The sequence below is a fragment of the Chitinophaga sp. H8 genome (assembly GCF_040567655.1).
Classification (GTDB): domain Bacteria; phylum Bacteroidota; class Bacteroidia; order Chitinophagales; family Chitinophagaceae; genus Chitinophaga; species Chitinophaga defluvii.
Genome location: NZ_JBEXAC010000002.1, coordinates 1 through 22,382, shown reverse-complemented (window position 1 = coordinate 22,382; position 22,382 = coordinate 1). Strand labels below are relative to the sequence as shown.

The window sequence follows — 22,382 nt, the reverse complement described above, 5'->3', positions numbered from 1 at the left end:
GTAATGAAAGGGTTCATCGCTGCATGTACACTTATCTGGATATGCTGCAGTGGTAATATGGCACAGGCACAAACTCCGAAGGTAGTGCAACGTATCATCCTCATCGGAGATGCGGGTGAACTGCATGCTGATGGAAAGAACCCTGTCATTGATGCCGTACGCAAGGCTTATAATTTACAGGAGGGGAAAAACACCATCCTCTTCCTGGGTGATAATGTATACCCCAAAGGCTTGCCGGATCCCACTGTTCCTGAGTATGAAAAGGCACGTGAAATACTGGATTATCAGGCCAACCTCCTGCGTGGTACCAATGCCAACGGTATCTTTATTCCCGGTAACCACGATTGGGAGAAAAGTAAGCCCAACGGATGGAAAACAATCCGCAATCAACAGGAGTATATCGATTCGCTTCAGTTGCCTAATGTACAGTTTCTGCCAAAGGAAGGCTGTCCGGGCCCTATCGCTGTGCCACTGGATGATAATATCACCCTGATCATTATGGACAGCGAATGGTGGGTATTCCCTTATGCCAAACCAGGTGCGGAATCTGATTGCGACTGTAAGAATAAAGAAGAGGTGGTGGCGGCAATAGCTGACCTGGTAAGCAGGAACCGGAACAAACTGATCATTTTTGCTACCCACCACCCATTCCGCAGTTATGGTATTCACGGTGGCTATTATACGATCAAACAACATATTTTTCCCCTCACAGACCTTAAACGGAATTTATATGTGCCACTACCTGTGATAGGGTCTATTTATCCTATTGCGAGAGGTGTGTTTGGCACACCGGAAGATTTGCCTCATCCACTCTATCAGCAGATGGTAAAGGAGGTGGAAGATGTTTTAAAAGAAAACGGGCCCGCTATCTTCGTTTCGGGACATGATCATTCCCTGCAGTTTATCCAGGATGACAATAATCACTATATCGTAAGTGGTAGTGGCTCCAAAGATACCCGTGTAAAGAAAGGCGCTAAATCTTTATTTGCCAGCCAGCTCAACGGATTTACCGTACTGGAGGAAATGGAAGACAGTACTGTGCGGGTGCAGTTTTTTGCTGGAGATAATTTACAGCAACCATTATTCAGTAAAAACTTGTTGAGGATACCGGATCTGGTACGCCAGCAGAACACAGGATTTGCCAGTGCGGGCTCCCTGCCGGCCTATGTGAAGACGAGGCCGGATTCGCAGTATAACCGTGTAGGTCATTTTCACCGGTTTTTACTGGGGGATAATTACCGGAGCGTATGGGATGCCCCGGTTAACTTTCCGGTACTGGACCTGCAAAAGGAAAAGGGAGGTTTTAAAATCCTGCAACGGGGTGGAGGACAACAAACCCGTTCGCTCCGGCTGGCAGATAGTACCGGTAAAGAGTATGCCTTGCGCTCTCTCAAAAAATATCCGGAAGCAGCCGTACCGGAGGCCCTGAGAGAAACGATTGCGAAAGACGTGGTACAGGACCAGATCTCTGCTTCCATCCCTTATGGTGCATTGGTGGTGGCGTCACTGGCAGATGCTGCGGGGGTGCCGCATGCTGATGTGTCTTTTGTATACCTGCCTAAAGATACTTCCCTCGGGATCTATGCGCGCGACTTTGGCAATGATGTATATCTGCTGGAAGACAGAGAGCCGGTGGTGGGCAAAAATAATAAGACCTACAACACGCTTAAAATGCTGAAACGCATCCAGGCAGATAATGACGAACAGGTACACCAACCCTCTGTATTAAATGCCCGCTTGCTGGACCTCTTTGTGATGGACTGGGACCGGCATGATGATCAATGGCGCTGGTACATGGTGGAAAAGAAAAAGAAAAGAACTTATTATCCCATTCCAAGGGACAGAGATCAGGCATTTTTTATCAATGGCGGTCTTATTCCCCATCTTGCTTCCAGGCGTTGGTTGATGCCGAAAATTCAGGGCTTCAGCGAAAAAATCCGGGATGTTAACGGCTTTAATTTCAATGGCCGTTATTTTGACCGTTCCTTTTTAAATGGCCTTGATGCAGCCGAGTGGAAAAAACAATCAGAGGCGTTTCTGCAACGTATGACCGACAGTGTACTGGAAGCAGCAGTGGGCAAACTTCCTGATACCGTATATGCGCTCACGGGCCGGCATATGCTGGAAACCCTGAAAACCAGAAGGGGGATCCTCGAAAAAAATGCCCTGAAATATTATCGTTTTATCTCCCGGGGAGTAGATGTACCGGGTACCCAGAAAAAGGAACTGTTTGCTATTGAAAGAATGCCGGATGGACAACTGGGCGTAAACATTTTTAAGATCAGCAAAAAGGGAGAAATAGAACAAAACCTGTATTCCCGCGTATTTGACCCGGCAGTAACTAAAGAAGTCAACCTATACAGCCTGGGTGGAGGCGACCGTTTTGAGATCAAAGGAGATCATCCCAACAGGATACGGGTAAGATTGATTGGAGGCAATGAGCCAGATACTTACATAGACAGCGTTACACAGCGTGCTGGCAAAAGAATCGGGATTTATGACCTGAAAAATGGGAAAGATACTTTCCTGCTGGGAGCAAATGAAAAATTCAGGTTATCCGGTGATCCTGCCAATATTGCCTATAACCGCGAAGCATTTAAGTATAATAAGCTGATGCCAATGCTGGCGGGTGGTTATAACCGTGACGACGGCGTATTATTGGGACTTGCTTTACAATATACCCACCAGGGGTTTCGTAAAGAACCTTTTGGTGCAAAACATACTTTCAGCGCCAGCCATGCACTGGCTACGCGCGCTTATAATTTCAAATATGAAGGCGAACTTACTGATGTGATCGGCAAAGCAGATCTCCTCCTGTTTGCACGGGCGCGGGCACCTCACAATACCACCAATTTTTTTGGATACGGCAACGAAACGGTATTTGATAAATCCGGGGGGCAAACCATCAGTTATTACCGCGCACGTTATAATTTGTATACCGCAGAGGCATTGCTGAAAACAAAATTGAGCAATCATGTGAACATCGGATACGGGCCTCACCTGCACTATTATGCATTGGATAAGGATGAGAACAATAACCGGTTTATTACCAACTTCCCGCTGAATAAGCTGGATTCTGCAGGTGTATTTAAGGATAAGTATTATGCCGGTGCAAAAGTGGCACTGCAGATAGATACCCGTAATAATACCCTGGTACCTTCCAGGGGAATACTATGGACTACTTCACTGATGGGTAGCCGGGGACTGGTAACTGATGGTAAACAATACCTGCAGTTGCAAACGGATCTTAGCATGTATATGAGTTTCCGTATCCCTGCCAACCTGGTGATCGTTAGCCGTTTTGGAGGAGGGGTTAACTGGGGCGACTATGAATTTTTCCAGGCGGTTACATTAGGAGGCACACAGAATTTACGTGGTTATCGTAATTACCGTTTCTCAGGTAGCAGTGCAGTATATAACAACACAGAGATCCGCCTGAAGTTGTTTGATTTTACTACGTATGTACTGCCTGGCTCGGTGGGATTAATTGCCTTTAATGATATCGGAAGAGTATGGCAGCAGGGAGAAACCTCCCATGTGTGGCATGATGGATTTGGGGGCGGACTTTATTTCTCTCCGGTTAATATGTTGGTGATCACCGCAGCCATTGGCCATTCCAAAGAGGAAACAATGCCGTACTTTACCTTTGGCTTTAAGTTTTAATGATAGGGAAGTTAGCAGAAAACAGCTCCTGCTGTTTTCTGCTAACGATATGCTTACTTTGCAATACGCACGCCTTCTACAGCAGGCACCACTGCTTCTTCCAGGTTGACATGCACCCTTAATGCTTTTAATCCGCTAACGCCCTGTAATTCTTCCAGGTCAAGTATTTCAAGCCCTGGTTTCAGGATCTTTTTATCCTGCAGGAAAGCGATATACTTTCTGTACTCTTCCATTTCGCGGCCGTAAGAAAATACAATGGCAATAGTGCCCGGTTGTGTAAGCCTTTCACTGCTGCCTTTTATGTGTACCTTATCAATACGTTTCTTAATGATTTCGTACCGGATATTATAAGCCCCTTCCACATCAAACCGGCGTTCGTCATTCCGGAAACTGATGGTAATAGGGGAGCTGTGCATGAGCAGTAACTGGGTGGTTTTAAGTGGTACTTTCAACTCTGGTGCCAGCTGATGTGTGATCCTCGCAATCTGCGCCATAGAAGTTAATTGCCACAACCGTAAGTTGCGCAGGTACAGCAGGTCAAATTTCTTTTCGTATGCAATAGACTGCCCGATATAGATCGTATATTCTATACCGTCAGTACGGTATTTTTCGAAGTAGCAGGGAAAAGATTGTTGTATACTGTGCCGCTCTTTTTCCAGGTACTGGCTGATAACATTATTCACTTTTGCGAGGCTTTCTTCATATTCCCGCCGGTGATTGTATACATGCCCTTCCGTTTTATCTACCCTGGAGAAGTACTGGTTCAGCACAGGCTTCAGAGAAGCATTGCTTTCATACAGGTGTTGTAATACCGGTGCAATTTCATAATCTACGAATTCATTCACCTTCAGATCTTCTCCTGCCTGCAGGTTGGTGCTGATCGCATTTAACAGGCTGTCGTTTTTATATTGTAATTCTTCCAGCAGGGGTAAATGAATCGCTTTACTTACCTGGTCCAGTGTTTTCTTTACCAGTTGCAATTGCTCCAGCAGATCTTCGCGGATAGCATTGCCCTGTTGTATGGACGAGTTACGGATATCAATTGCACCATACAGGGGATACACTTCATCAAAAGTAATATTGCCGATGTCTTTGCGCTCGTGTTCCGGGGTAGACAGATATTGCCAGGCAGCATCTGTAAATTTCCATTCTACAGAAGGCTGCAATGCCGTGAACTGTTCTTTTATAACCCGGTTGATACGCCCGTTCAGTAAAGCAATACTGCGGTTCAGGAGCAATACCAGCAATGGGTAAGCAGCCTGCAACCGGCTTATTGTTTCCTGTGTGAAATCATTCTCTTTGGGCGATGCCAGTTCCAGTACGCCTAATAGCTCATGCTGATGCAGGATAGGGCAAAGAATAAAGCTCCTGATACCTTTGTGAGGCAGGTGTTTCAGGAAGGGGTAAGACTGTATAGTGGTTTCGTTTACATCGGGTACCACTAAAGGATGAGGATGTTGGGTAGCATAATCCAGCAGTTGCTGAAAAAGCAGGCGTTGCTGCTTTCTGTTGCCCATAATACCTAATATGGTATCGGTATAGCAGAACTGTTCCTCCAGCACACTGGTGCCGTTTATTTTTGGGAAAGGCACGAGGTGTGCAGTAGTGCCTCTCTTATCCAGTAATGTAGGGAAGATCGTATCCAGCAATTCGTAGCTGCCGCCCTCATTATCCTGGTCCATATTCAGTACCAGGTCTTTCATGTGGTTTAGCACTTCTTCCTGGGTGACGTCTTCTACAGTCCATATCACAAAGCCTTCCAGGCGGAAAAGGGACAAAGGCAGGACATCCATCAATACTTCTACCGGGAGCTGCCGGGCACAAAATTCTGCATAATCGAAAGGAGGTAATTCCCCGTTTAGTTTAATATCTACAAACCGGGTATCAATATTCAGTTTGATATACTTTTTCAGTCCGCTTTCAGGAATATCCACCGGATGAATAATGTCATTGAGATAGGTTACCGGGAAATTGTACACCTTTTCTATGATCAGTTTATATAGCCTGGTCAGTTTATCGTGTTTTACTTTTTCCAGGGAAGTTTCTTCCGGGGTGGCTACCAGCAGCTGGTCGGTCCCTTTGGCAAAAAGTTGTTTCAGGCGGTCGGAGTAATAGAACAGCTCCAGCCGGGCAGGTACGCCCAGGCCATAGATATCCTTCTCCGGATCGCTGGTTACGGGGAAAATAGCCGCAATCACCAGATCGAGGTATTCCTGGTATTTAGACAGGTCTTCCGTACAGGCAATAGGCTGCATCGTGGCCGGATTGGCCTCGAACTTTTCAATGATGTATTTATAAAATGTGGCACGTATATCCGTTGTGCTTTCCGCCCTTTCCTTTAACGACTCGATAAAGGGGCCAAAAGAAAGGTGGCTTTCCAGCAGCGGTTCTATACTGTTAACGCCTTGTTTTGCACATAAAGCTTTCATAAAAAATACCTGTAAAAATCTACCATTCAGCTTATTAAGCTAGTTAAAAAAAATAATACTATTTATTTATTAATAACAGGTGGAACAGTGCAGGAGTGACAGATAAACAATTTGGGCTTAGGAGTGACTGCAAAGATACCTGTTTTCTATGGATAATTAATATTTACAAAAAAAGTAGGTAATCTGTTCATTGGCATCATCAAAGGAAATGATCTCCTTCTCTTTGCGGGCAAACATATAGGCGCACAGGCCAAAATCGCCTGCACAGCAAAAAGTATGAAAAAGGAGCAATCCCAGGGCAATGAATTTGCCGGTAAGGGGTAAGAGTAGTATGGCGATGATACAGCCGGAGGAGATAATGATGAAAGGGGCCAGTGCAATACGTCTGAACTGGATATAAGTCACCGTAAAAAGATGGGCTACCGCATAAAACATGAGGTATTTAGGAATAAAGCCATAACGGACATCACGGGCGCCATAATACTTAAACATACAGCCATGAATAAATTCATGCAGGGGGATGATCAGGAAGGTAGACAGTACGCCGGTGAAAAAGTAGGCCAGGTAATCACTGAGGGAAGTTTGACCGGTGGAGATGAGGTAACTGCCGGCAGCTATTACAAACAGGGTAATACCTGCCAGCAGTGTGATATAACATTTTATAAAAATATTCCTGAAAGCGAACCCCTCCCGTACTACTGCTGCCAGGCCCAGAAAAGAAAACTTCTCCGTGAGCAGGTATCCCTTTTGTTCGAGGGATTCCTGTATAGCATTGGCAGCGTTCATGGGGTATCAGTTTTGTTAAAAGGTCAGTTCTATCTGGTTCTTCAGCAAGTCGTCCAGCGTATCCCTTTTCCGGATCAGCATCGGCTTACCATCTTTTACCAGTACTTCCGCAGGTTTTAAGCGGGAGTTAAAGTTGGACGACATCTCAAAGCCATAGGCACCGGCATTATAAAACACCAGGTAATCCCCTTCTCTTACTTCATTGATTTTACGGTCCCAGCCAAAGGTATCCGTTTCGCAGATATTGCCTACTACGGTATAGATTCTTTCCGTTCCCTTAGGATTGGAGATATTGCGTATCAGGTGGAAAGCTTCGTAAAACATAGGCCGGATCAGGTGGTTGAAGCCTGAATTCACTCCTACAAATACGTTGGCGGTAGTTTGTTTGATCACATTCGCCTTTACTACAAAGTAACCGCATTGGCTTACCAGGAATTTTCCGGGTTCAAACCACAGCTGTAACGGGCGGGGATAAGTTTTGCTGAAATGATTGAAGGCGTCAGACAGTTTTTTACCCAGCAGATCGATATCGGTTTCCGGATCACCTTGCTGGTAAGCTACTTTAAAGCCGCTTCCCAGGTCAATAGATTCCAGATCGGGGAAGTGCTGTGTCATTTCAAACATAATCTCCACACCGCGCAGGAATACGTCTACATCCTTGATTTCAGAGCCGGTATGCATATGCAGGCCCGTTACTTTCAGCTTGGTAGATTGTACAATCCGCTCAATATGACGTAGCTGGTGAATGGAGATACCAAATTTGCTGTCAATATGCCCGGTAGATATTTTAAAATTACCCCCCGCCATGATATGCGGATTTAACCGGATGCAAATAGGGTAGCTGTCGCCAAATTTATTACCAAACTGCTCCAGGATAGACAGGTTGTCGATATTGATGATCACCCCCAGTTCCTTGGCTGCAATGATTTCCTGCAGATCCACACAGTTAGGGGTAAATATGATGTTCTTAGGGTCAAAGCCAGCCTTCAGCCCCAGCTGTACTTCCTGTATGGATACTGTATCCAGCCCGCAACCAATGGAATTTACATACTTGAGGATGTTGATATTGGTGAGCGACTTACAGGCATAGAAAAAACGGGTATTCGCCTTTTGAAAAGCCTTTTGCAGCTTTTCATATTGGATTTTTATTTTCTCTGCGTGGTATATGTATACCGGCGTACCGAATTCATCTGCTACTTTAACCAGAAAATCGGCAGGAAGTACATCGTTTAGTTTGGGCATCTAGTTATAATTTCAAAGCTTTGAGAGGTGCGAATTTACTAAGCAAATGTGAGAAAGCATAATAAATGAGGAGCTATTAGCTGTTAGCCATTAGCTTTTAGCTAAGTCAGGTCACCTGACACGATCGCCGACAACCGCTAGTATTTCTGGCTTGTACTTCAAAGCGCTTCATTCCTACCAATAAATGGCCACCTCCGGTGCCTGCGGCTAGTAGCTCATAGCTCTTCACCTCCAGCGCTAAATAGCTATCCACGTGGCTAAAAGCTAACAGCTAATAGCTTTTGGCTTATTCCTCCCCCTCCATAAACCCATCCAGGTCGCGGCGTTCTTTTTTGGTGGGGCGGCCGATTTTGCTGGGGCGTTTGCCGGTATAAAAGCTGACAGCCACCCGTTGGCTAAAGTCTTTATCTTCCTCCGGGGTCAGGTCTGCATAGTATTTAATAGCCTCGCTGTAGGCCTGGCGATTGGCCAGCAAGCCGGTTACTTCGATCTGCCACCTGCGGGCCTCGGTTTTAATATCGTATTTATCGCCCAGGGACACTGGCTTGGCCGGTTTCACGGCGGTGCCATTCAGTTTTACTTTACCACTCTCGCAGGCTGCAGAAGCCAGCGACCTCGTTTTAAAGATACGTATGGCCCAAAGGTATTTGTCTACACGGAGTTTTTCTGATGTTGCCATTTTCAAACAGATCTTTTCAAAATTACACCTACAATTTTACGGAATTACCCGGAATAGCGCTCAAATTAAAAGCAAAGCCCTGTTTACCGTACCGATTTGGTAGCCGTAAAACCCGTTTCCCCATGAAACCAGCGGGCCGCCTGCCCGGTGAGCCATAAATAATAATCTGAGGGAAGGCCCGCCTCAATACCTACAAATTTTTTATCACCATGCAGGGGTAGCTTTCCTGCTACTGCACATTTATAGATGGCGGTGCCTTCATCTATTTCGTCAAACATGGCTACATACAAAGCCTGGGCACCGGCTTGTCTGGCGCCCGCTACCTGCTGCCATAAAAATTCCCCTTTCAGTCGTGGGATGGCATCATAAACAGCGGGATTATGCTTTAGGTTGCCCCAGCTGAAACCGGGAAAAACCAGGGGTACATAGTCTACGTTATTGGCTTTGCTCCAGGCAATATCTCCCGCTAATACTGCTGATACAGCAGCATAGTTATCCGGGTGATAGCGGCCTACTGCCCAGGGCATGATGATATCCGATTTTTTAAGGAGCGTATGCAGGGCAGGGGCATTTTCGGTATCGTTTTTAAGCGATCTCCAGTAATAAGGTACGCCCAGCATAACAGCTACCTTGTTGGTAGGGCCTTTTAGTTTATCTACCAGCTGGTCCACATCCGCAATGGTATATTTCCGGTGATCATTAAAGCCTACTCCCCAGATACTCACCAGGGGTTTCTTATGATGCCGCAGGTAAGTAGGATTTTCCTTGTTGTCAAACAGCCGGAATAATGTCTGCAATTCCTCCCAGTCCTGTTCCAGGTAAGCCACATCTGCGCTGGAGCAACCGCTGAGATCGTACATGATACAAATGGCCCTTTTATATTTCTTCGCAGCCTTTAATGCATTTTCCAATACTTTATTAAAATGCCGTTTGCCCTTGGGGTTGGTGGCTTTGATCTCTCCTACAAACCGTTGCATAAACACGCCGTCGATCCCGTAATCCTGCATCCATTTAAAATGGAGGTCTACACTTTCTTCGTCATAAGGACTGTATAAATAAGCAGGGGTACCATCTGCAAATTGAAAGGGAGACCTGTACTTTTTAGTGTAATCAGTAATGTCCGGCCAGAAGTCAACAGCAGCACAACCAGGTAAAAAGCCTCCGCAATGCCCGTTCTGATAATGGTACCAGCCTCTTTCTGACGCATCTCCCTGGGCGGCAAACCATCCCTGATAGCCAGCCATTACCAGGTTTTTGTAAGCGGTATACAAACAACCTGTTTCATCATAGACAGCTTCGCGAGGTGCCTGAGGTGAGGATTGTGCTATGGCGGGTTTATTTAAAGAACTCCATACCACCAGCAGGGCCAGCATGGCAGTTAATCGTGACATCTTTTTCATCTGGTTCATTTATGAAGACGGGATAGTGTGCCAGGGTAAAATACAAATTACAGGAAAAAGTAGCCGCAAAAAAAGGCCGGCTAAAGGTGTCATCACCTTTAGCCGGCCTTACTTATAATAAAAACAGTTGTATTTACTTTTTGCTCATCTCTGCAAAATACTGGTGGAAATAAGGGATGGTTTCGATACCCTTGTAATAGTTTTCCAGGCCATATTTTTCATTAGGAGAATGCAGGTTATCACTATCCAGTCCAAAGCCCATGAGAATGGTTTTTAAGCCCAGCTCTTTTTCAAAGAGTGCTACGATAGGAATACTGCCACCGCCACGTACGGGAATAGGCGCTTTCCCAAAGGTAGCCTGGATAGCCTGGCTGGCAGCCTTAAATGCTACATGATCAATAGGCGTTACATAAGGGCTGCCACCATGGTGTGCCGTTACTTTTACCTGTACGCAGGCAGGTGCTATCTTTTCAAAATGCGCTTTAAACAGTTCGGAGATCTGGATCCAGTCCTGATTTGGTACCAGGCGCATAGAGATCTTGGCCGCAGCTTTGGAAGGCAATACGGTTTTAGAGCCTTCGCCGGTGTAACCACCCCAGATACCGTTTACTTCCAGGGTAGGACGGATACCGGTTCTTTCGATAGTAGTATAACCTTTTTCGCCCCACAGTTCATTTACGCCCAGGTCTTTCTTATAGGCCGCCTCATCAAAAGGAGCCTGGTTTAAAGCGGCTCTTTCTGTGGCATCCAGTGCTGCTACCTGATCATAAAATCCGGGGATGGTAATATGGTTGTTGGCATCATGCAGGGACGCGATCATCTGGCACAGGATGGTAGCGGGGTTAGCTACGGCGCCACCATATACACCACTGTGTAAGTCGCGGTTAGGACCGGTTACTTCCACTTCCATATATGCCAGGCCACGTAAGCCGGTATCTATAGATGGGTTTTCCATGCTCAGCATGGAAGTATCTGAAATCAGTACTACATCTGCTTTCAGGCGTTCCTTGTTTTCTTTCAGGAAAATGCCAAGATTGGCAGAACCTACTTCCTCTTCCCCTTCGATCATAAATTTGATGTTGCAGGGCAGCGTGTTGGTTTGCATCATGATTTCAAAAGCTTTCACGTGCATGTAAAACTGGCCTTTATCGTCTGCACTGCCTCTGGCGTAGATGTTACCTTCTTTGATCACCGGTTCAAAAGGACCGCTGTGCCACAGGTCCAGCGGATCAGGCGGTTGTACATCATAGTGACCATATACCAGTACGGTAGGTAAGGCGGCGTCAATGATCTTTTCGCCATATACAATAGGATGACCGGCAGTGGGGCATACTTCCACTTTATCTGCTCCGGCTTCGATCAAACGCTGCTTTACTGCTGCTGCACATGTTTTGGTGTCTTCGTTATGACGGGTATCTGCACTTACGGAAGGTATACGTAATAATGCTAATAATTCGTCCAGGAATCTGTTTTGGTGTTGCGCCTGGTAATCTTTCCAAACTTGCATATTTCTAGAATATTGAGTTCACAATGAGGTGCAATTTACGGGAATTAGAGGAGTAGCCTTCCAAGAGGAGGATAAAATTTGCCAGGGAGAAGCACAGGGATTGCTGTAAATAAGCGATGGTGGCTGATAAGGGAAGCTACCAGCATATCAGGAGGGGAGGATGCACGGTAGCTGTTACATAGCGTTATCAGCAGAAAATCAGGAAATCAGCTTTTGCCGCAGTAAAAATTCAAGCTTTTCATTGACATCGAGCAGTTTTGCGGTCAGTTCTTTATTTTCCTTACGGAGAGAATATACTTCAAAGGCTTTGTCAATATTATGTTTCAGTTCTTCCTCATTCCAGGGTTTGGAAAAATATTTATATACCTGTCCTTTGTTGATCGCATCTATTACCGCGTTGATATCTGCATAGCCGGTCAGCAGCATACGGATAGGTTCCGGGTACCTGTCCAGGATGGACTCAAAAAATTCAATGCCTGTCATCTTAGGCATGCGCTGATCAGAGATGATGATATGAAATTCGTGTTCCAGTAACAGCTTTTCAGCCTCTTCTGCAGAGTTGGCGGTGAATACCGTGTAAAGTCTTCTGAAAGAAGCTTTAAATGCATTCAGGTTATGTACTTCATCATCAATATACAGGATGTGAATATGTGGTGCACTCATTTAAAGCAGACTTAAAAAACAAGTTAATAAAAATAAGTGAGTTAGAAACAATGGAATGCATGACTATACAGAAAGCTTTTCATCCACATGTATAAGGTATATTGGCTTGCGCTGATATTCCCTGGCTTTGCTACCTGAAATATTGGTACAAAGTTACATATAAACCTGGCTTATTTGCGTCAAAAATTTCAACAGGGCTGATTTTTTTTCCCCAGGGGCCTCCGGGCGTAGCTGGCAGGAATGTTTTGCGTTTTGCGTAAATTCGTGTAGGTTTGGATAGTTACACGCTCATAACAACAAGTTATCTCCGGCGAAACTACAGGTACCGCCACTAAAAAGTGCAGCGGTATGCCTCGTACGGTAACCCCGGCCTAAAAAATTTAAAAAAAAATCAGATGAAAAAAGGAATTATTGTAATCGTCGTGTTAGTGCTGTTAGGGATGTTCGGTTGTGGGAAGTATAATGGGTTAGTGAAGCAGGATGAAAATGTGAAGAATAAATGGGGAGCCGTACAAAGCCAGTATCAGCGCCGTTCAGATCTGATCCCTAACCTGGTAAGCACCGTAAAGGGGGCAGCAGATTTTGAAAAGACCACCCTTACGGAAGTAATGGAAGCCCGTGCAAAAGCTACACAGGTAACCATTGATGCCGACAATCTGACACCTGAAAAGATTCAGCAATTTCAGCAGGCACAGGGGCAATTAGGTGCCGCTTTAGGCCGTTTGTTGGCTGTTTCTGAAAATTATCCAACCCTGCAGGCCAATCAGAACTTCCGCGATCTGCAGGCACAGCTGGAAGGAACGGAAAACAGGATCACCGTAGCCCGCAACGACTTTAACAATGCCGTAAATGAATACAACAGTACGGTAAGGGTGTTCCCCGGCAATCTGGTGGCAGGTATTGCCGGATTTAAGCAAAAAGGCTACTTCCAGGCACAACCAGGTTCAGAGAATGCACCTAAAGTACAGTTCTAAAAAATATACCTGTACCGGGCAGCTCATCAGCGCTGCCCGGTATTAATCCAACTTTATGTCCATCTTTCCGTTCAAGAGAAAAGAGATCTTTACTGAAACCGAAAAAAGCCGGCTGGTAGATGCTATCCGCGTAGCTGAACGGCTCACTTCCGGTGAAATCAGACTGTTTGTAGAAAGCAGGTGCACCTACGTAGATCCAATGGATAGAGCCAGGGAAGCTTTTCTGTCATTGGGGATGGAAAAAACCAAACAACGGAACGGCGTACTGGTATACATCGCTGTAAAAGATCATCAGTTTGCTATCCTGGGCGACCAGGGTATTCATGATAAGGTAGGGGATGACTTCTGGCAGGCAGAAGCTACCACACTTCGTCATCACCTGTCCGGCAACAAAATGATTGAAGGTATTGAAACCTGCATCCGGGAAATAGGAGAATCTTTACAACTTCATTTCCCTTATGAAGCTGGTGATGATACCAATGAGCTTCCGGATGATATTGTCTTTGGGCGATAAGGTAAAGTGCCGGAACAATGAGGGGCAGATACGGGGAGCAACGCTGTGCCGGAACAGTTTTTTAAATGACTTTTAGCTATAGATAAATGAAGGTATTTCGCTGGTTATTGATGGGGATGTTTTTGGTAACAGGATTGTTGACGCAAGCGCAGCAAATTCCGGCCAGACCCTCCCCCCCGCACTTGGTGAATGATTTTGCAGGCGTATTGGTACGGTCAGAGATCGATGCACTGGAAAATAAGCTGGTAGCTTACAGCGACAGTACCTCCAATCAAATAGCCATCGTTACCCTGAAAACAGTAGGGGATTATGATATCAGTGAAGTAGCTATTAAAATACTCCGTGACTGGGGCATCGGTGTTAAAGGCCGGAACAATGGCCTGCTGATACTGGTAGCAGTAGAAGACCGGAAGATACGGATTGAAACAGGCTATGGGCTGGAAGGGGCCATTCCTGATGCCATCGCCAACCGTATTATTGATGAGGTGATTACCCCGCAGTTCCGGCAGGAACATTATTATCAGGGTCTTGATCAGGCAGTAGATGTTATTCAGAAAGCCGCGGCAGGCGAGTACCAGGGAATTCCCCGTAAACAGGGAGATGGTATGAGCAGCTTTACCGTTTTTATTATCATCATGGCGATCGTGATCCTTATTTCTATCATGGGCCGGGGAGGTAATGGCGGAGACCGTGGCGGACGGGGCACCACTTTCAGCCGCAGGGGCGCCGGCTGGCTATTTCCGATTGGAGGCCTGGGTGGCTTCGGCGGAGGATCCGGTGGCGGTTTTGGCGGCGGTGGTGGTGGTTTCGGAGGCTTTGGCGGCGGATCAGGCGGCGGCGGTGGCGCCAGCGGCAGCTGGTAAGATACCGATCAGATTGTCTTTATTGATGAATGTTCAAGCCCAGCAACTATGGCATATCTGCACATTTTAAATGGCGATGCTACCCTTACCTCTTTCCGGCAGAGTGGCGTGCCCGGAGATGTAGTGATATGCCGGGAGATGATGTGCGAAGGAAAAGTAAAAGCTACAAAAGACCCCGCTGTTTTTTTTGAATCCCGTGCCAAACACCTGGAATACCAATACGGTATCGACAAACAAACCTATTATACCAATGTAGTTGAGGAGCTGGAAAAGCTCAAAACAGCCGGCGAATATGAAGCAATCATCCTCTGGTTTGAATTCGACCTGTTCTGTCAGGTCAATATGCTGTTTGTGCTTTATTACCTGCAATCTTTAACCAGCCGGCTACCCCCTGTCAGCATTGTGGCGATAGATGACCATGCGGAAATCCCTGACTTTAAAGGAATGGGGATGTTGGCGCCCCGGCACTTTCCACCCTTATTTGAGCAACGTGTGTTACTGCAGCCGGAAGACCTGGAGCTGGCAGCTACTACCTGGAACGCTTACTGCCAACCGGCTCCTTTGGACCTCGAAGTACTGAGTAACAATACCTCCGCCAGTCTGCCCTTTCTGGGGAAAGCGATGAAGGCACACCTCAAAAGATTACCTTCCGTAGATAACGGCCTGAATAGCATAGAACATTTTTTTCTGCAAAGGCTACTGCTAGGCAAATACCGGTGGTATGATTTGTACGCGCAGTTCTGGAAAGAGATGAAAATATATGGTCTGGGCGATTTCCAACTGGACATTTATGTGCAGCGTATGCGCCGCGCCGGAGTGATTGAACAAAATGATCAGCAGCTGTCTATCACCAGCCTGGGCCGGGAAGTCCTGGGCAATGAAGAAAATTACATCGATTATGTATCCCTCCAGCACCGCTGGCTGGGAGGTATCCGGCTGATCAATAGCCCCTGGCGTTGGGATACCGCCATCAAAAGAGTAGTAGCCATCACCCTCGCCAAATAATAGTATCCTCTCTTAAAAGCCTGGTTTAACACGATGTAAAGTCTGCTTTCCCCAACCCTTTAGGAATTGATATCCTATAGATGTTTCACTTCTTTTTAGAGTGGAACAATAGTGGGATATCAGTGGGACAATAGTGGAACAACAGTGGAACATCCCTAAGGAAACATAGGGTCATGGCGGGTTTATCTCTAAATATGGATAGAAGTAGCTGTAAATGAGTTAGTTAACAGTTATAGGGGTTTGCAGGACTGTATGGTATAAAAAAAACCGTTTCCAATGCAGGAAACGGTTTTGTGAAGTATTTATTAAGCGGTAAGGCTGGCCTTACTCTGTATCTTTAATAGTGCTCATAATGCTTTGGGCCACTTTCAATAAATGATCCGCCTGTTTGTTAAATTCATCTCTGGCGGTACCATTGGCGCTACCTGCGTCGGCTTGTTTCTTTTTGGCAATGGCCTGCATGATATTGGCGATGTACCTGTTTACCTGGCTGTTATTCAGCTGTTCGGTCATCTCTTTAATACGGTCTACCCCCTGAATAACGGTAGCGGTCGTATTTACACCGGCCAGCATGTCCATATACTGGATAGCCGGTTCAATTTTATCCTGTCCACCAGCTGCATCAAATTTTTTAACGAAGAAAGGTACATCTGCTTCATCGCCTTTTTCTGCAAAGATGTTGGCAATAGCAGCGGTAAGTCCTCCTTTCGCCTCATCCGCCATTTGTTTGGCAATTGCATATGCTTTATCAGGCTGTAATGCTGCCAGTCCCTGTAATGCAGCGCCGGCAGCGGCATAAGATTTTTCCTTGCTGGCAGCGCTTTCCAGTAAAGGAGCATAGGCATCATCTTTCAGATCGCCCAATTGTTTCAGGGCAGCTGCACGCACGGGGCCATCTTCATCCTTTTGGGCAATGTTGATCAGGGTAGGGAGTACTGCTGCCTTGACAGTGGAATTATCCAGCTTTAAGCCCGTAATGACAAGTTCCCGCAAGCCATGATATTTATCTTTTAAAGCCGCCTTTAATACATCCAGTGCAGCAGTATTGGTGGTTTGTTGTTTCAGGCAGGCCTCTATAGCTTCCCGGCGGTCCATATACTGGGGAGCATGTGAGTACTGGTAAATGTAAGTGCTGATATCCCGGCGATCGGTTTTTTTAGCCAGCAGCACTTTGTCGCCATCCACATTCACAAAATCAGGTTTGGTAGCATAGGAAAAAGTGAAGGTATCTACCTGGTTGGCAGCCATTACCTGATGTCTTTCCTTTTTTCCGCCGGCATAGATATCTATTGCCATCGGGAGTTGCCATATCTTGTTGTCGGTGGGTTGCTGTTTCAGGATCACGCTTACTGTTTTGGCGGCATCGTCATATACATAACTGATGTCCAGTATCGGGAATCCCTGTCCAAAATACCATTGGTTGAAAAACCAGTTCAGGTCCTGGCCGGTTACCTCTTCTGCGGCAAGGCGGAAATGATGGGCCTCTGTAGCTTTGTAGGCATTATTTTTCAGGTACCGGTTCATGGATTTAAAGAAGGCATCGTCCCCGATGTAGTTGCGCAGCATATTTAAAATCCGTCCTCCTTTCTGGTAGGTGACCTGGTCAAACATTTCTTCCTTATCCCGGTAGTGAAAACGTACCAGTGGCTTATCCCCGGCATATTCTACCATGCTCAGGTAAGATTTTACAGCAGAGAGGCTATGTTCGTCCGCAGCGTCTTTGCCGTATTTATGTTCCAGCCAGAGGTATTCACTGTAGTCGGCAAAAGATTCGTTTACCGTCAGATTGCTCCAGGACTCGGCAGTGGCCAGGTCGCCAAACCAGTGGTGAAACAGTTCATGCGCAATGACTGCTTCATTATAGTTGTTGTTATCCAGCAGTTCCCGGTCGGTTTTTTGCATAAACTCTCCATGCAGGGTAGCGGTGGTATTTTCCATCGCACCGGATACATAATCGCGTCCTACTACCTGTGAATATTTCACCCAGGGGTAATCATAATCCAGGATTTTGGAATAGAAGGTGAGCATCTCCGGGGTATTACCGAAGATGTTCCGCGCATATTTTTCAAAAGGTTTTTCCACATAGTAGTTTACCTCTTTGCCACGCCACTGGTCTTTCACGATGGCGTAGTCGCCCACTGCCATCATAAACAGGTAAGGAGAATGAGGCTGGTCCATTTTCCAGGTATCGGTACGGGTCCCGTCTGCATTGGCTTTCTGGCTTACCAGCTTACCATTGGAAAGTGTCACATATTTCTTTTCTACCGTCATGCTGATTTCCTGGGTACATTTCTGATTGGTTTTATCGATAGTAGGAAACCATACGGAGGAAGCTTCTGTTTCACCCTGTGTCCATATCTGTATGGGTTTGTTCGGGTTTTTGCCATCCGGATTAATAAAATACAGTCCTTTGGCATCGGTGATAGCCTTGCTACCCTGTGTTTTTAATTCGTTGGGTTTGGCAGTATAGGCAATGTAGATCGTATATGCACTTGTTCTTTCATACGTTTTGTCCAGTTGTATCCGCAGTTGCATACCATCATACTGGTATTTGAGCGGGGTATTTTTGCCGGCTTTTACCAGGGCCACTTCCCCGATGTCCATGCCTTTTGCATCCAGTGTGAGCGAGTCTGTAGGGTAGAAGTAAGGCTTCAGGGTAATCCATGCTTTACCGTAAAGATATTGTTTGGCATAGTCAAAACGTACGTCCAGCTTGGTATGTACCAGATCATTTATTTTGGTAGCAGACGCACGGTAAATTTTCATGGCGGGATCTTCGGGGGTACCACCTGCAGATTGTGCCATGGCAGGAGCATAAAGCCCCAGCCCGGTCATTCCCCCTAATAGCAGTCTCAGCAGCGGTTTTTTCAAGAGTTGATTCATGTATGTCTTATTTTAAACAAATGTAATGGCTAAGCCGGTTGTACCAAATTCAAATTTAAACAAATGAGCCAAATACGGGGTAAGTGGTTAAAATTGCTATTTTTGTTACGCTTACAGTAGCAAAGAATCATATGATTAAAGCAATAGTGAATGGTAAATCATCGTTTACCGTAAATCAGGGCGAACAGTTAATATGCAATGATAAAGTAGTAGATTGGTCTGGTGTGCAGCTGCCCAACGGAGATTTCAGCATTATTATGGATGGCCGTAGTTATACCGCCCAGGTGCTGAAACTGGATAAAGAAACGAAAACTGTCCAGCTGCAGATTGCGCAGCAGGTATATGAAGTAGCTATTGAAGAGCCGATTGACCAGCTGCTGGCTTCTATGGGGATTAAGGACGCATTGGTCAAAAAGATCAATGATATTAAAGCGCCTATGCCAGGACTGGTACTAAAGGTATTGGTTACGCCTGGTCAGGCCATCAAAAAGGGAGACCCCGTATTGATCCTCGAAGCCATGAAAATGGAAAATGTGTTTAAGTCGGCTACCGATGCTGTGGTGAAGGAGATAAAGGTGAAAGAACGTACAGCGGTGGAAAAAGGTGAGGTGCTGATCGTGCTGGAATAATATTTGCAATAGGATAGATATACCAATTAATAGTATGCGTCTAAGTTATAGAAATTTATTATATGTGCTGGTCGGTTTACTGCTGAGCGGGAGGCTGATGGCACAGGATCCCCATTACTTCGTTTATATACAAAGTGAAAAGAGTCAGCCATTCTATATTAAGTATAAAGGCCAGGTGCTTAGTTCATCCGACAAAGGCTATCTTATTTTATCAGAGATACCGCCAGGCACTACGCAGGTAACAGTGGGCTTCCCAAAAAATGAAGCACCGGAACAGCTGTTTTATTTGAAAATGTCCAGGAATGACCAGGGATATTTGCTGAAGAAGGGCAGCGATGATGCGTATGCTTTATATGATCTGCAGACATTTGGAGTGGTTAAGTCGGGCGACCGGCGGGCGATGGAGCCATCAGCAGCTCCGGATGAGGGCAGTAAGCTATCCAGTGAGGAGCAGGCGGATCTTGCCCGCCGGGAAATGTTGACGGCTATGCATAAGGATTTGCAGGACTCCCTGGGAGGGAAAGCAGAGATCACTACAGATGTAAAACCTCCTGTTAAGAAAACGAACTCGTTTGCCTCTGCCCTGGATAAAGTTGTAAAAAATGACCGGCCGGAGGAAATTCCATTGGAGGAGCCTGTTAAAGCAGCACCAGCAGGAGAAAAGGTTACCCAGAAAACGGATAAGGAGCCATTGACAGAAGAAGAACAGGCTTTATTGAAGGAAGTAATGGCAGAAGAACAGAAAACCGCCGCGGCCAGTGAGGCTGTTGAAACAGCAGGAACACAGCCGGAAGCGGTACCTGTTACACCAGAGCCGGAAAAGAAAAGCCCTAAGAAGAAAAAGAAAGCATCGGAGCCGGACTTTATAGAATTTACAGATGACAAAGGAGCGCCCGTAGCTACAGATGCTGCAGGAGCGGTAGTTTCTTCAGCGGCAGGTGCAGCAGTAGGGGCGCCGGTAGAAATTGATGAGCCGGGTGCTAAACGTAAAAAGAAACAACGCAGGATAACAGACCGGCTGGATGATACAGAAAGACCCAATAATATCATTACAGATACCAGCGGATATGGAGTGGCCATGCATGAGGAAGAACCCCGCAGCAACCGTAAAAAACGTAAGCAGGATGCAGAAGAGGTAGCGGTTACAGGTACGCCGGACAGCAATACAGGTACACCAGCTATTGAGGAGGAGCCTGCCGGAAAGAAAAAATCATCATTGAAAATGATCAATTCCGATTGTGGCAATATCATGGATGATGGTACTTTCCGCAAAATGCTGAAGAAAGTAGTATCTGCTAAAGATGATGAGGGGATGATTGATGCGTTCCGGCGCCAGACACGTAACTATTGTGTGGAAACATCGCAGGTAAGAACCATTGTACAGCTGTTGTCGGCAGAAGAGTATAAGTATAAGTTACTGGATATGGCTTATGCTAAAACATATGATTCTGAAAAGTATGGCTCACTGGAAAATCTGCTGAGCGACAATTACTATAAAGGACGGTTTAAAGCAATGTTGAAAAAATAAGCCCTTTTACCATCGCATCATAATATGGAAGCGGTTGTCCCTTATCGGGGGCAACCGCTTTTTTTTGGAGATGACTGCCTGCTGCTTTGTTACAGGAGAGGGGTAATCGGAAGAGGTGGGGTGGAAGAAATCCGGAATACGGCAAGGTTTTGCGGGGGCAGCGTCCCGCTGTGTCTGTAGGCATACTATGGGCTGTTTTTATTACTTTCGCGCAGTTATGAGCAGGTATTTTATAGAAGTAGGGTATAAGGGCACGCAATACAGTGGCTTTCAGGTGCAGGAAAATTCGCATACGGTACAGGCAGAAATAGACCGGGCATTGCGAATATTGTTCCGGGAGCCGGTGGTATCTACGGGATCCAGCCGTACAGATGCGGGGGTGCATGCCGCGCAGAACTTTCTGCATTTTGATACGCAGCTGCCTTTGCATCCGCAGTTTGTATATAAGATCAATGCGATCCTGCCGGATGATATTGTATTGAAAGGAGTATATGAAGTACCTGAAGATGCACATAGCCGGTTTTCTGCATTGGGCCGTGCCTATGAATATACCTTATATACGCATAAGGATCCTTTTATGCAGGACCGGGGTTACTTCTTTCCTTACCGTATAGATCTGTCGCTGCTGGAGCAGGCAGCAGCCATTGTAAAAGAGTACCATGACTTTACCTCTTTCTCTAAACGGAATACGCAGGTACGTACTTTTTTATGCGCGATAGCCACCTCTTACTGGAGCAGTGATAGCGGACGTTTAGTCTACAACGTTAGCGCTAACCGTTTTCTGCGGGGTATGGTGCGCGGGCTGGTAGGAACCATGCTGAGAGTGGGGAGGGGCCGGCTTTCGCTGGAGCAGTTCAGGGAGGTGATTGAGAGCCGGAACTGTGCAAAAGCAGATTTTGCTGTACCGCCGCAGGGATTATTCCTGATGAAGGTGAGCTATCCGGAGGGGTTATTACACAAGATAGCGCAGCCCCGTTAAAAAAGATATCCGCTGTAAGCCTTTGCTACAAAGGGTTTTTAAAATTGCCACCTTTGTTTCCTGAAAAAAGATTTGGAAGTAAGGAAAAAGGTCCTACCTTTGCGCTCCGCTTCGATAGAAAGCACACAATAAAAAAGCTCTTTACACAACTGGATTCTGCCATTTTTTGATACGCTGAAAAGCACGATTGTAAAGGGTTTGAGAATTTGTTCATCTCCTGCAGTCTTCAAAAAAACAAAAAGAAAAATTTGGTAGAATTAAAAAGTTTCCTACCTTTGCAACCCCAACGATAACGGGGCAACGAAAAAGAGGAAAGCGAACAGTGAAATACTTCAGGCAAAAAGGTTGAAGATAAGATGAAACGGAAGCAACAAGATGTTGCTAAAAGCTAATAGCTAAAGGCTAACAGCTCAACAACAAAAAAGGTGTGACTTCGGGTCTGTGATTCATAATCAACACATCATCAAAGCTAACAGCTAAAAGCCAAAAGCTAACAGCTAGTTAGAAATGTTCTTTGAAAGTTTGGAAGCAACAGCAACTGTTTCGATGCAAATCGGAACAAAACACAGGTAATGTATAGCGAAAAACATTAATTGAAACGTCTAATATACTTGAGAAAGTTATTAGTCAGTATCAGA

16 protein-coding genes are annotated in these 22,382 nt (G+C 45.9%); 8 read left to right on the top strand and 8 right to left on the bottom strand.

The genetic code is table 11. The annotated features are described in order from the left end of the window. Window positions 1–3 precede the first annotated feature (3 nt). Window positions 4–3,663, top strand: a complete 3,660-nt coding sequence (locus ABR189_RS13805; RefSeq protein ID WP_354661101.1) for a BamA/TamA family outer membrane protein — start codon at window positions 4–6, stop codon at window positions 3,661–3,663. Window positions 3,664–3,716: 53 nt separating this feature from the next. Here ABR189_RS13805 and ABR189_RS13800 read toward each other — a convergent pair whose 3' ends face one another. From ABR189_RS13800 to ABR189_RS13770, 7 genes are all read right to left on the bottom strand, one after another. Further along, entirely contained in the window at window positions 3,717–6,092 is a 2,376-nt protein-coding gene (locus ABR189_RS13800; protein ID WP_354661100.1) for a GAF domain-containing protein, read from the bottom strand. A gap of 156 nt (window positions 6,093–6,248) precedes the next feature. After that, on the bottom strand, window positions 6,249–6,878 hold the full coding sequence (locus tag ABR189_RS13795; protein ID WP_354661099.1) for a DUF3267 domain-containing protein: 630 nt from the start codon (window positions 6,876–6,878) through the stop codon (window positions 6,249–6,251). A gap of 15 nt (window positions 6,879–6,893) precedes the next feature. Further along, window positions 6,894–8,120 (bottom strand): diaminopimelate decarboxylase, encoded by a 1,227-nt coding sequence (gene lysA, locus ABR189_RS13790; protein WP_354661098.1) that lies wholly within the window; start codon window positions 8,118–8,120, stop codon window positions 6,894–6,896. A 286-nt stretch (window positions 8,121–8,406) separates the two neighbouring features. Then, the gene (locus ABR189_RS13785) at window positions 8,407–8,799 is read right to left on the bottom strand and encodes an RNA-binding S4 domain-containing protein (protein WP_354661097.1); all 393 of its coding nucleotides are present in this window, start codon (window positions 8,797–8,799) and stop codon (window positions 8,407–8,409) included. A gap of 83 nt (window positions 8,800–8,882) precedes the next feature. Further along, window positions 8,883–10,199: a glycoside hydrolase family 99 protein gene (locus ABR189_RS13780; protein WP_354661096.1), complete on the bottom strand. Its 1,317-nt coding sequence runs from the start codon at window positions 10,197–10,199 to the stop codon at window positions 8,883–8,885. 133 nt (window positions 10,200–10,332) lie between these two features. Further along, window positions 10,333–11,706: a dipeptidase gene (locus tag ABR189_RS13775; protein WP_354661095.1), complete on the bottom strand. Its 1,374-nt coding sequence runs from the start codon at window positions 11,704–11,706 to the stop codon at window positions 10,333–10,335. Between the two features lie 198 nt (window positions 11,707–11,904). After that, window positions 11,905–12,369, bottom strand: coding sequence for a response regulator (locus ABR189_RS13770; RefSeq protein ID WP_354661094.1), 465 nt, complete (start codon window positions 12,367–12,369; stop codon window positions 11,905–11,907). 395 nt (window positions 12,370–12,764) lie between these two features. Here ABR189_RS13770 and ABR189_RS13765 point away from each other — a divergent pair, with 395 nt between their 5' ends. The 4 genes from ABR189_RS13765 (at window position 12,765) to ABR189_RS13750 (ending at window position 15,725) form a co-directional block, all read left to right on the top strand. Then, window positions 12,765–13,343, top strand: a complete 579-nt coding sequence (locus tag ABR189_RS13765; protein ID WP_354661093.1) for a LemA family protein — start codon at window positions 12,765–12,767, stop codon at window positions 13,341–13,343. Window positions 13,344–13,398: 55 nt separating this feature from the next. Further along, on the top strand, window positions 13,399–13,857 hold the full coding sequence (locus tag ABR189_RS13760) for a TPM domain-containing protein (protein ID WP_354661092.1): 459 nt from the start codon (window positions 13,399–13,401) through the stop codon (window positions 13,855–13,857). An 86-nt stretch (window positions 13,858–13,943) separates the two neighbouring features. Beyond that, a complete protein-coding gene (locus ABR189_RS13755; RefSeq protein WP_354661091.1) occupies window positions 13,944–14,720 on the top strand; it encodes a TPM domain-containing protein in 777 nt (258 codons plus the stop codon). A gap of 48 nt (window positions 14,721–14,768) precedes the next feature. Next, entirely contained in the window at window positions 14,769–15,725 is a 957-nt protein-coding gene (locus ABR189_RS13750) for a DUF1835 domain-containing protein (protein WP_354661090.1), read from the top strand. A gap of 324 nt (window positions 15,726–16,049) precedes the next feature. Here the strand turns inward: ABR189_RS13750 and ABR189_RS13745 are convergent, their stop codons facing one another. Next, a complete protein-coding gene (locus ABR189_RS13745) occupies window positions 16,050–18,608 on the bottom strand; it encodes a M1 family aminopeptidase (RefSeq protein ID WP_354661089.1) in 2,559 nt (852 codons plus the stop codon). A gap of 131 nt (window positions 18,609–18,739) precedes the next feature. Here ABR189_RS13745 and ABR189_RS13740 point away from each other — a divergent pair, with 131 nt between their 5' ends. From ABR189_RS13740 to truA, 3 genes are all read left to right on the top strand, one after another. Beyond that, window positions 18,740–19,237: a biotin/lipoyl-containing protein gene (locus ABR189_RS13740; protein ID WP_354661088.1), complete on the top strand. Its 498-nt coding sequence runs from the start codon at window positions 18,740–18,742 to the stop codon at window positions 19,235–19,237. 34 nt (window positions 19,238–19,271) lie between these two features. Continuing rightward, a complete protein-coding gene (locus ABR189_RS13735) occupies window positions 19,272–20,765 on the top strand; it encodes a DUF4476 domain-containing protein (protein ID WP_354661087.1) in 1,494 nt (497 codons plus the stop codon). A 217-nt stretch (window positions 20,766–20,982) separates the two neighbouring features. Next, window positions 20,983–21,744: a tRNA pseudouridine(38-40) synthase TruA gene (gene truA / locus ABR189_RS13730; protein WP_354661086.1), complete on the top strand. Its 762-nt coding sequence runs from the start codon at window positions 20,983–20,985 to the stop codon at window positions 21,742–21,744. The last annotated feature ends 638 nt before the right edge of the window (window positions 21,745–22,382 follow it).

What these genes read in the sequence shown, in the direction of transcription:
- ABR189_RS13805 (WP_354661101.1), top strand. Translation starts at nt 4, where the DNA reads ATGAAAGGGTTCATCGCTGCATGTACACTTATCTGGATATGCTGCAGT.
- ABR189_RS13800 (WP_354661100.1), bottom strand. Translation starts at nt 6,092, where the DNA reads ATGAAAGCTTTATGTGCAAAACAAGGCGTTAACAGTATAGAACCGCTG.
- ABR189_RS13795 (WP_354661099.1), bottom strand. Translation starts at nt 6,878, where the DNA reads ATGAACGCTGCCAATGCTATACAGGAATCCCTCGAACAAAAGGGATAC.
- lysA (WP_354661098.1), bottom strand. Translation starts at nt 8,120, where the DNA reads ATGCCCAAACTAAACGATGTACTTCCTGCCGATTTTCTGGTTAAAGTA.
- ABR189_RS13785 (WP_354661097.1), bottom strand. Translation starts at nt 8,799, where the DNA reads ATGGCAACATCAGAAAAACTCCGTGTAGACAAATACCTTTGGGCCATA.
- ABR189_RS13780 (WP_354661096.1), bottom strand. Translation starts at nt 10,199, where the DNA reads ATGAAAAAGATGTCACGATTAACTGCCATGCTGGCCCTGCTGGTGGTA.
- ABR189_RS13775 (WP_354661095.1), bottom strand. Translation starts at nt 11,706, where the DNA reads ATGCAAGTTTGGAAAGATTACCAGGCGCAACACCAAAACAGATTCCTG.
- ABR189_RS13770 (WP_354661094.1), bottom strand. Translation starts at nt 12,369, where the DNA reads ATGAGTGCACCACATATTCACATCCTGTATATTGATGATGAAGTACAT.
- ABR189_RS13765 (WP_354661093.1), top strand. Translation starts at nt 12,765, where the DNA reads ATGAAAAAAGGAATTATTGTAATCGTCGTGTTAGTGCTGTTAGGGATG.
- ABR189_RS13760 (WP_354661092.1), top strand. Translation starts at nt 13,399, where the DNA reads ATGTCCATCTTTCCGTTCAAGAGAAAAGAGATCTTTACTGAAACCGAA.
- ABR189_RS13755 (WP_354661091.1), top strand. Translation starts at nt 13,944, where the DNA reads ATGAAGGTATTTCGCTGGTTATTGATGGGGATGTTTTTGGTAACAGGA.
- ABR189_RS13750 (WP_354661090.1), top strand. Translation starts at nt 14,769, where the DNA reads ATGGCATATCTGCACATTTTAAATGGCGATGCTACCCTTACCTCTTTC.
- ABR189_RS13745 (WP_354661089.1), bottom strand. Translation starts at nt 18,608, where the DNA reads ATGAATCAACTCTTGAAAAAACCGCTGCTGAGACTGCTATTAGGGGGA.
- ABR189_RS13740 (WP_354661088.1), top strand. Translation starts at nt 18,740, where the DNA reads ATGATTAAAGCAATAGTGAATGGTAAATCATCGTTTACCGTAAATCAG.
- ABR189_RS13735 (WP_354661087.1), top strand. Translation starts at nt 19,272, where the DNA reads ATGCGTCTAAGTTATAGAAATTTATTATATGTGCTGGTCGGTTTACTG.
- truA (WP_354661086.1), top strand. Translation starts at nt 20,983, where the DNA reads ATGAGCAGGTATTTTATAGAAGTAGGGTATAAGGGCACGCAATACAGT.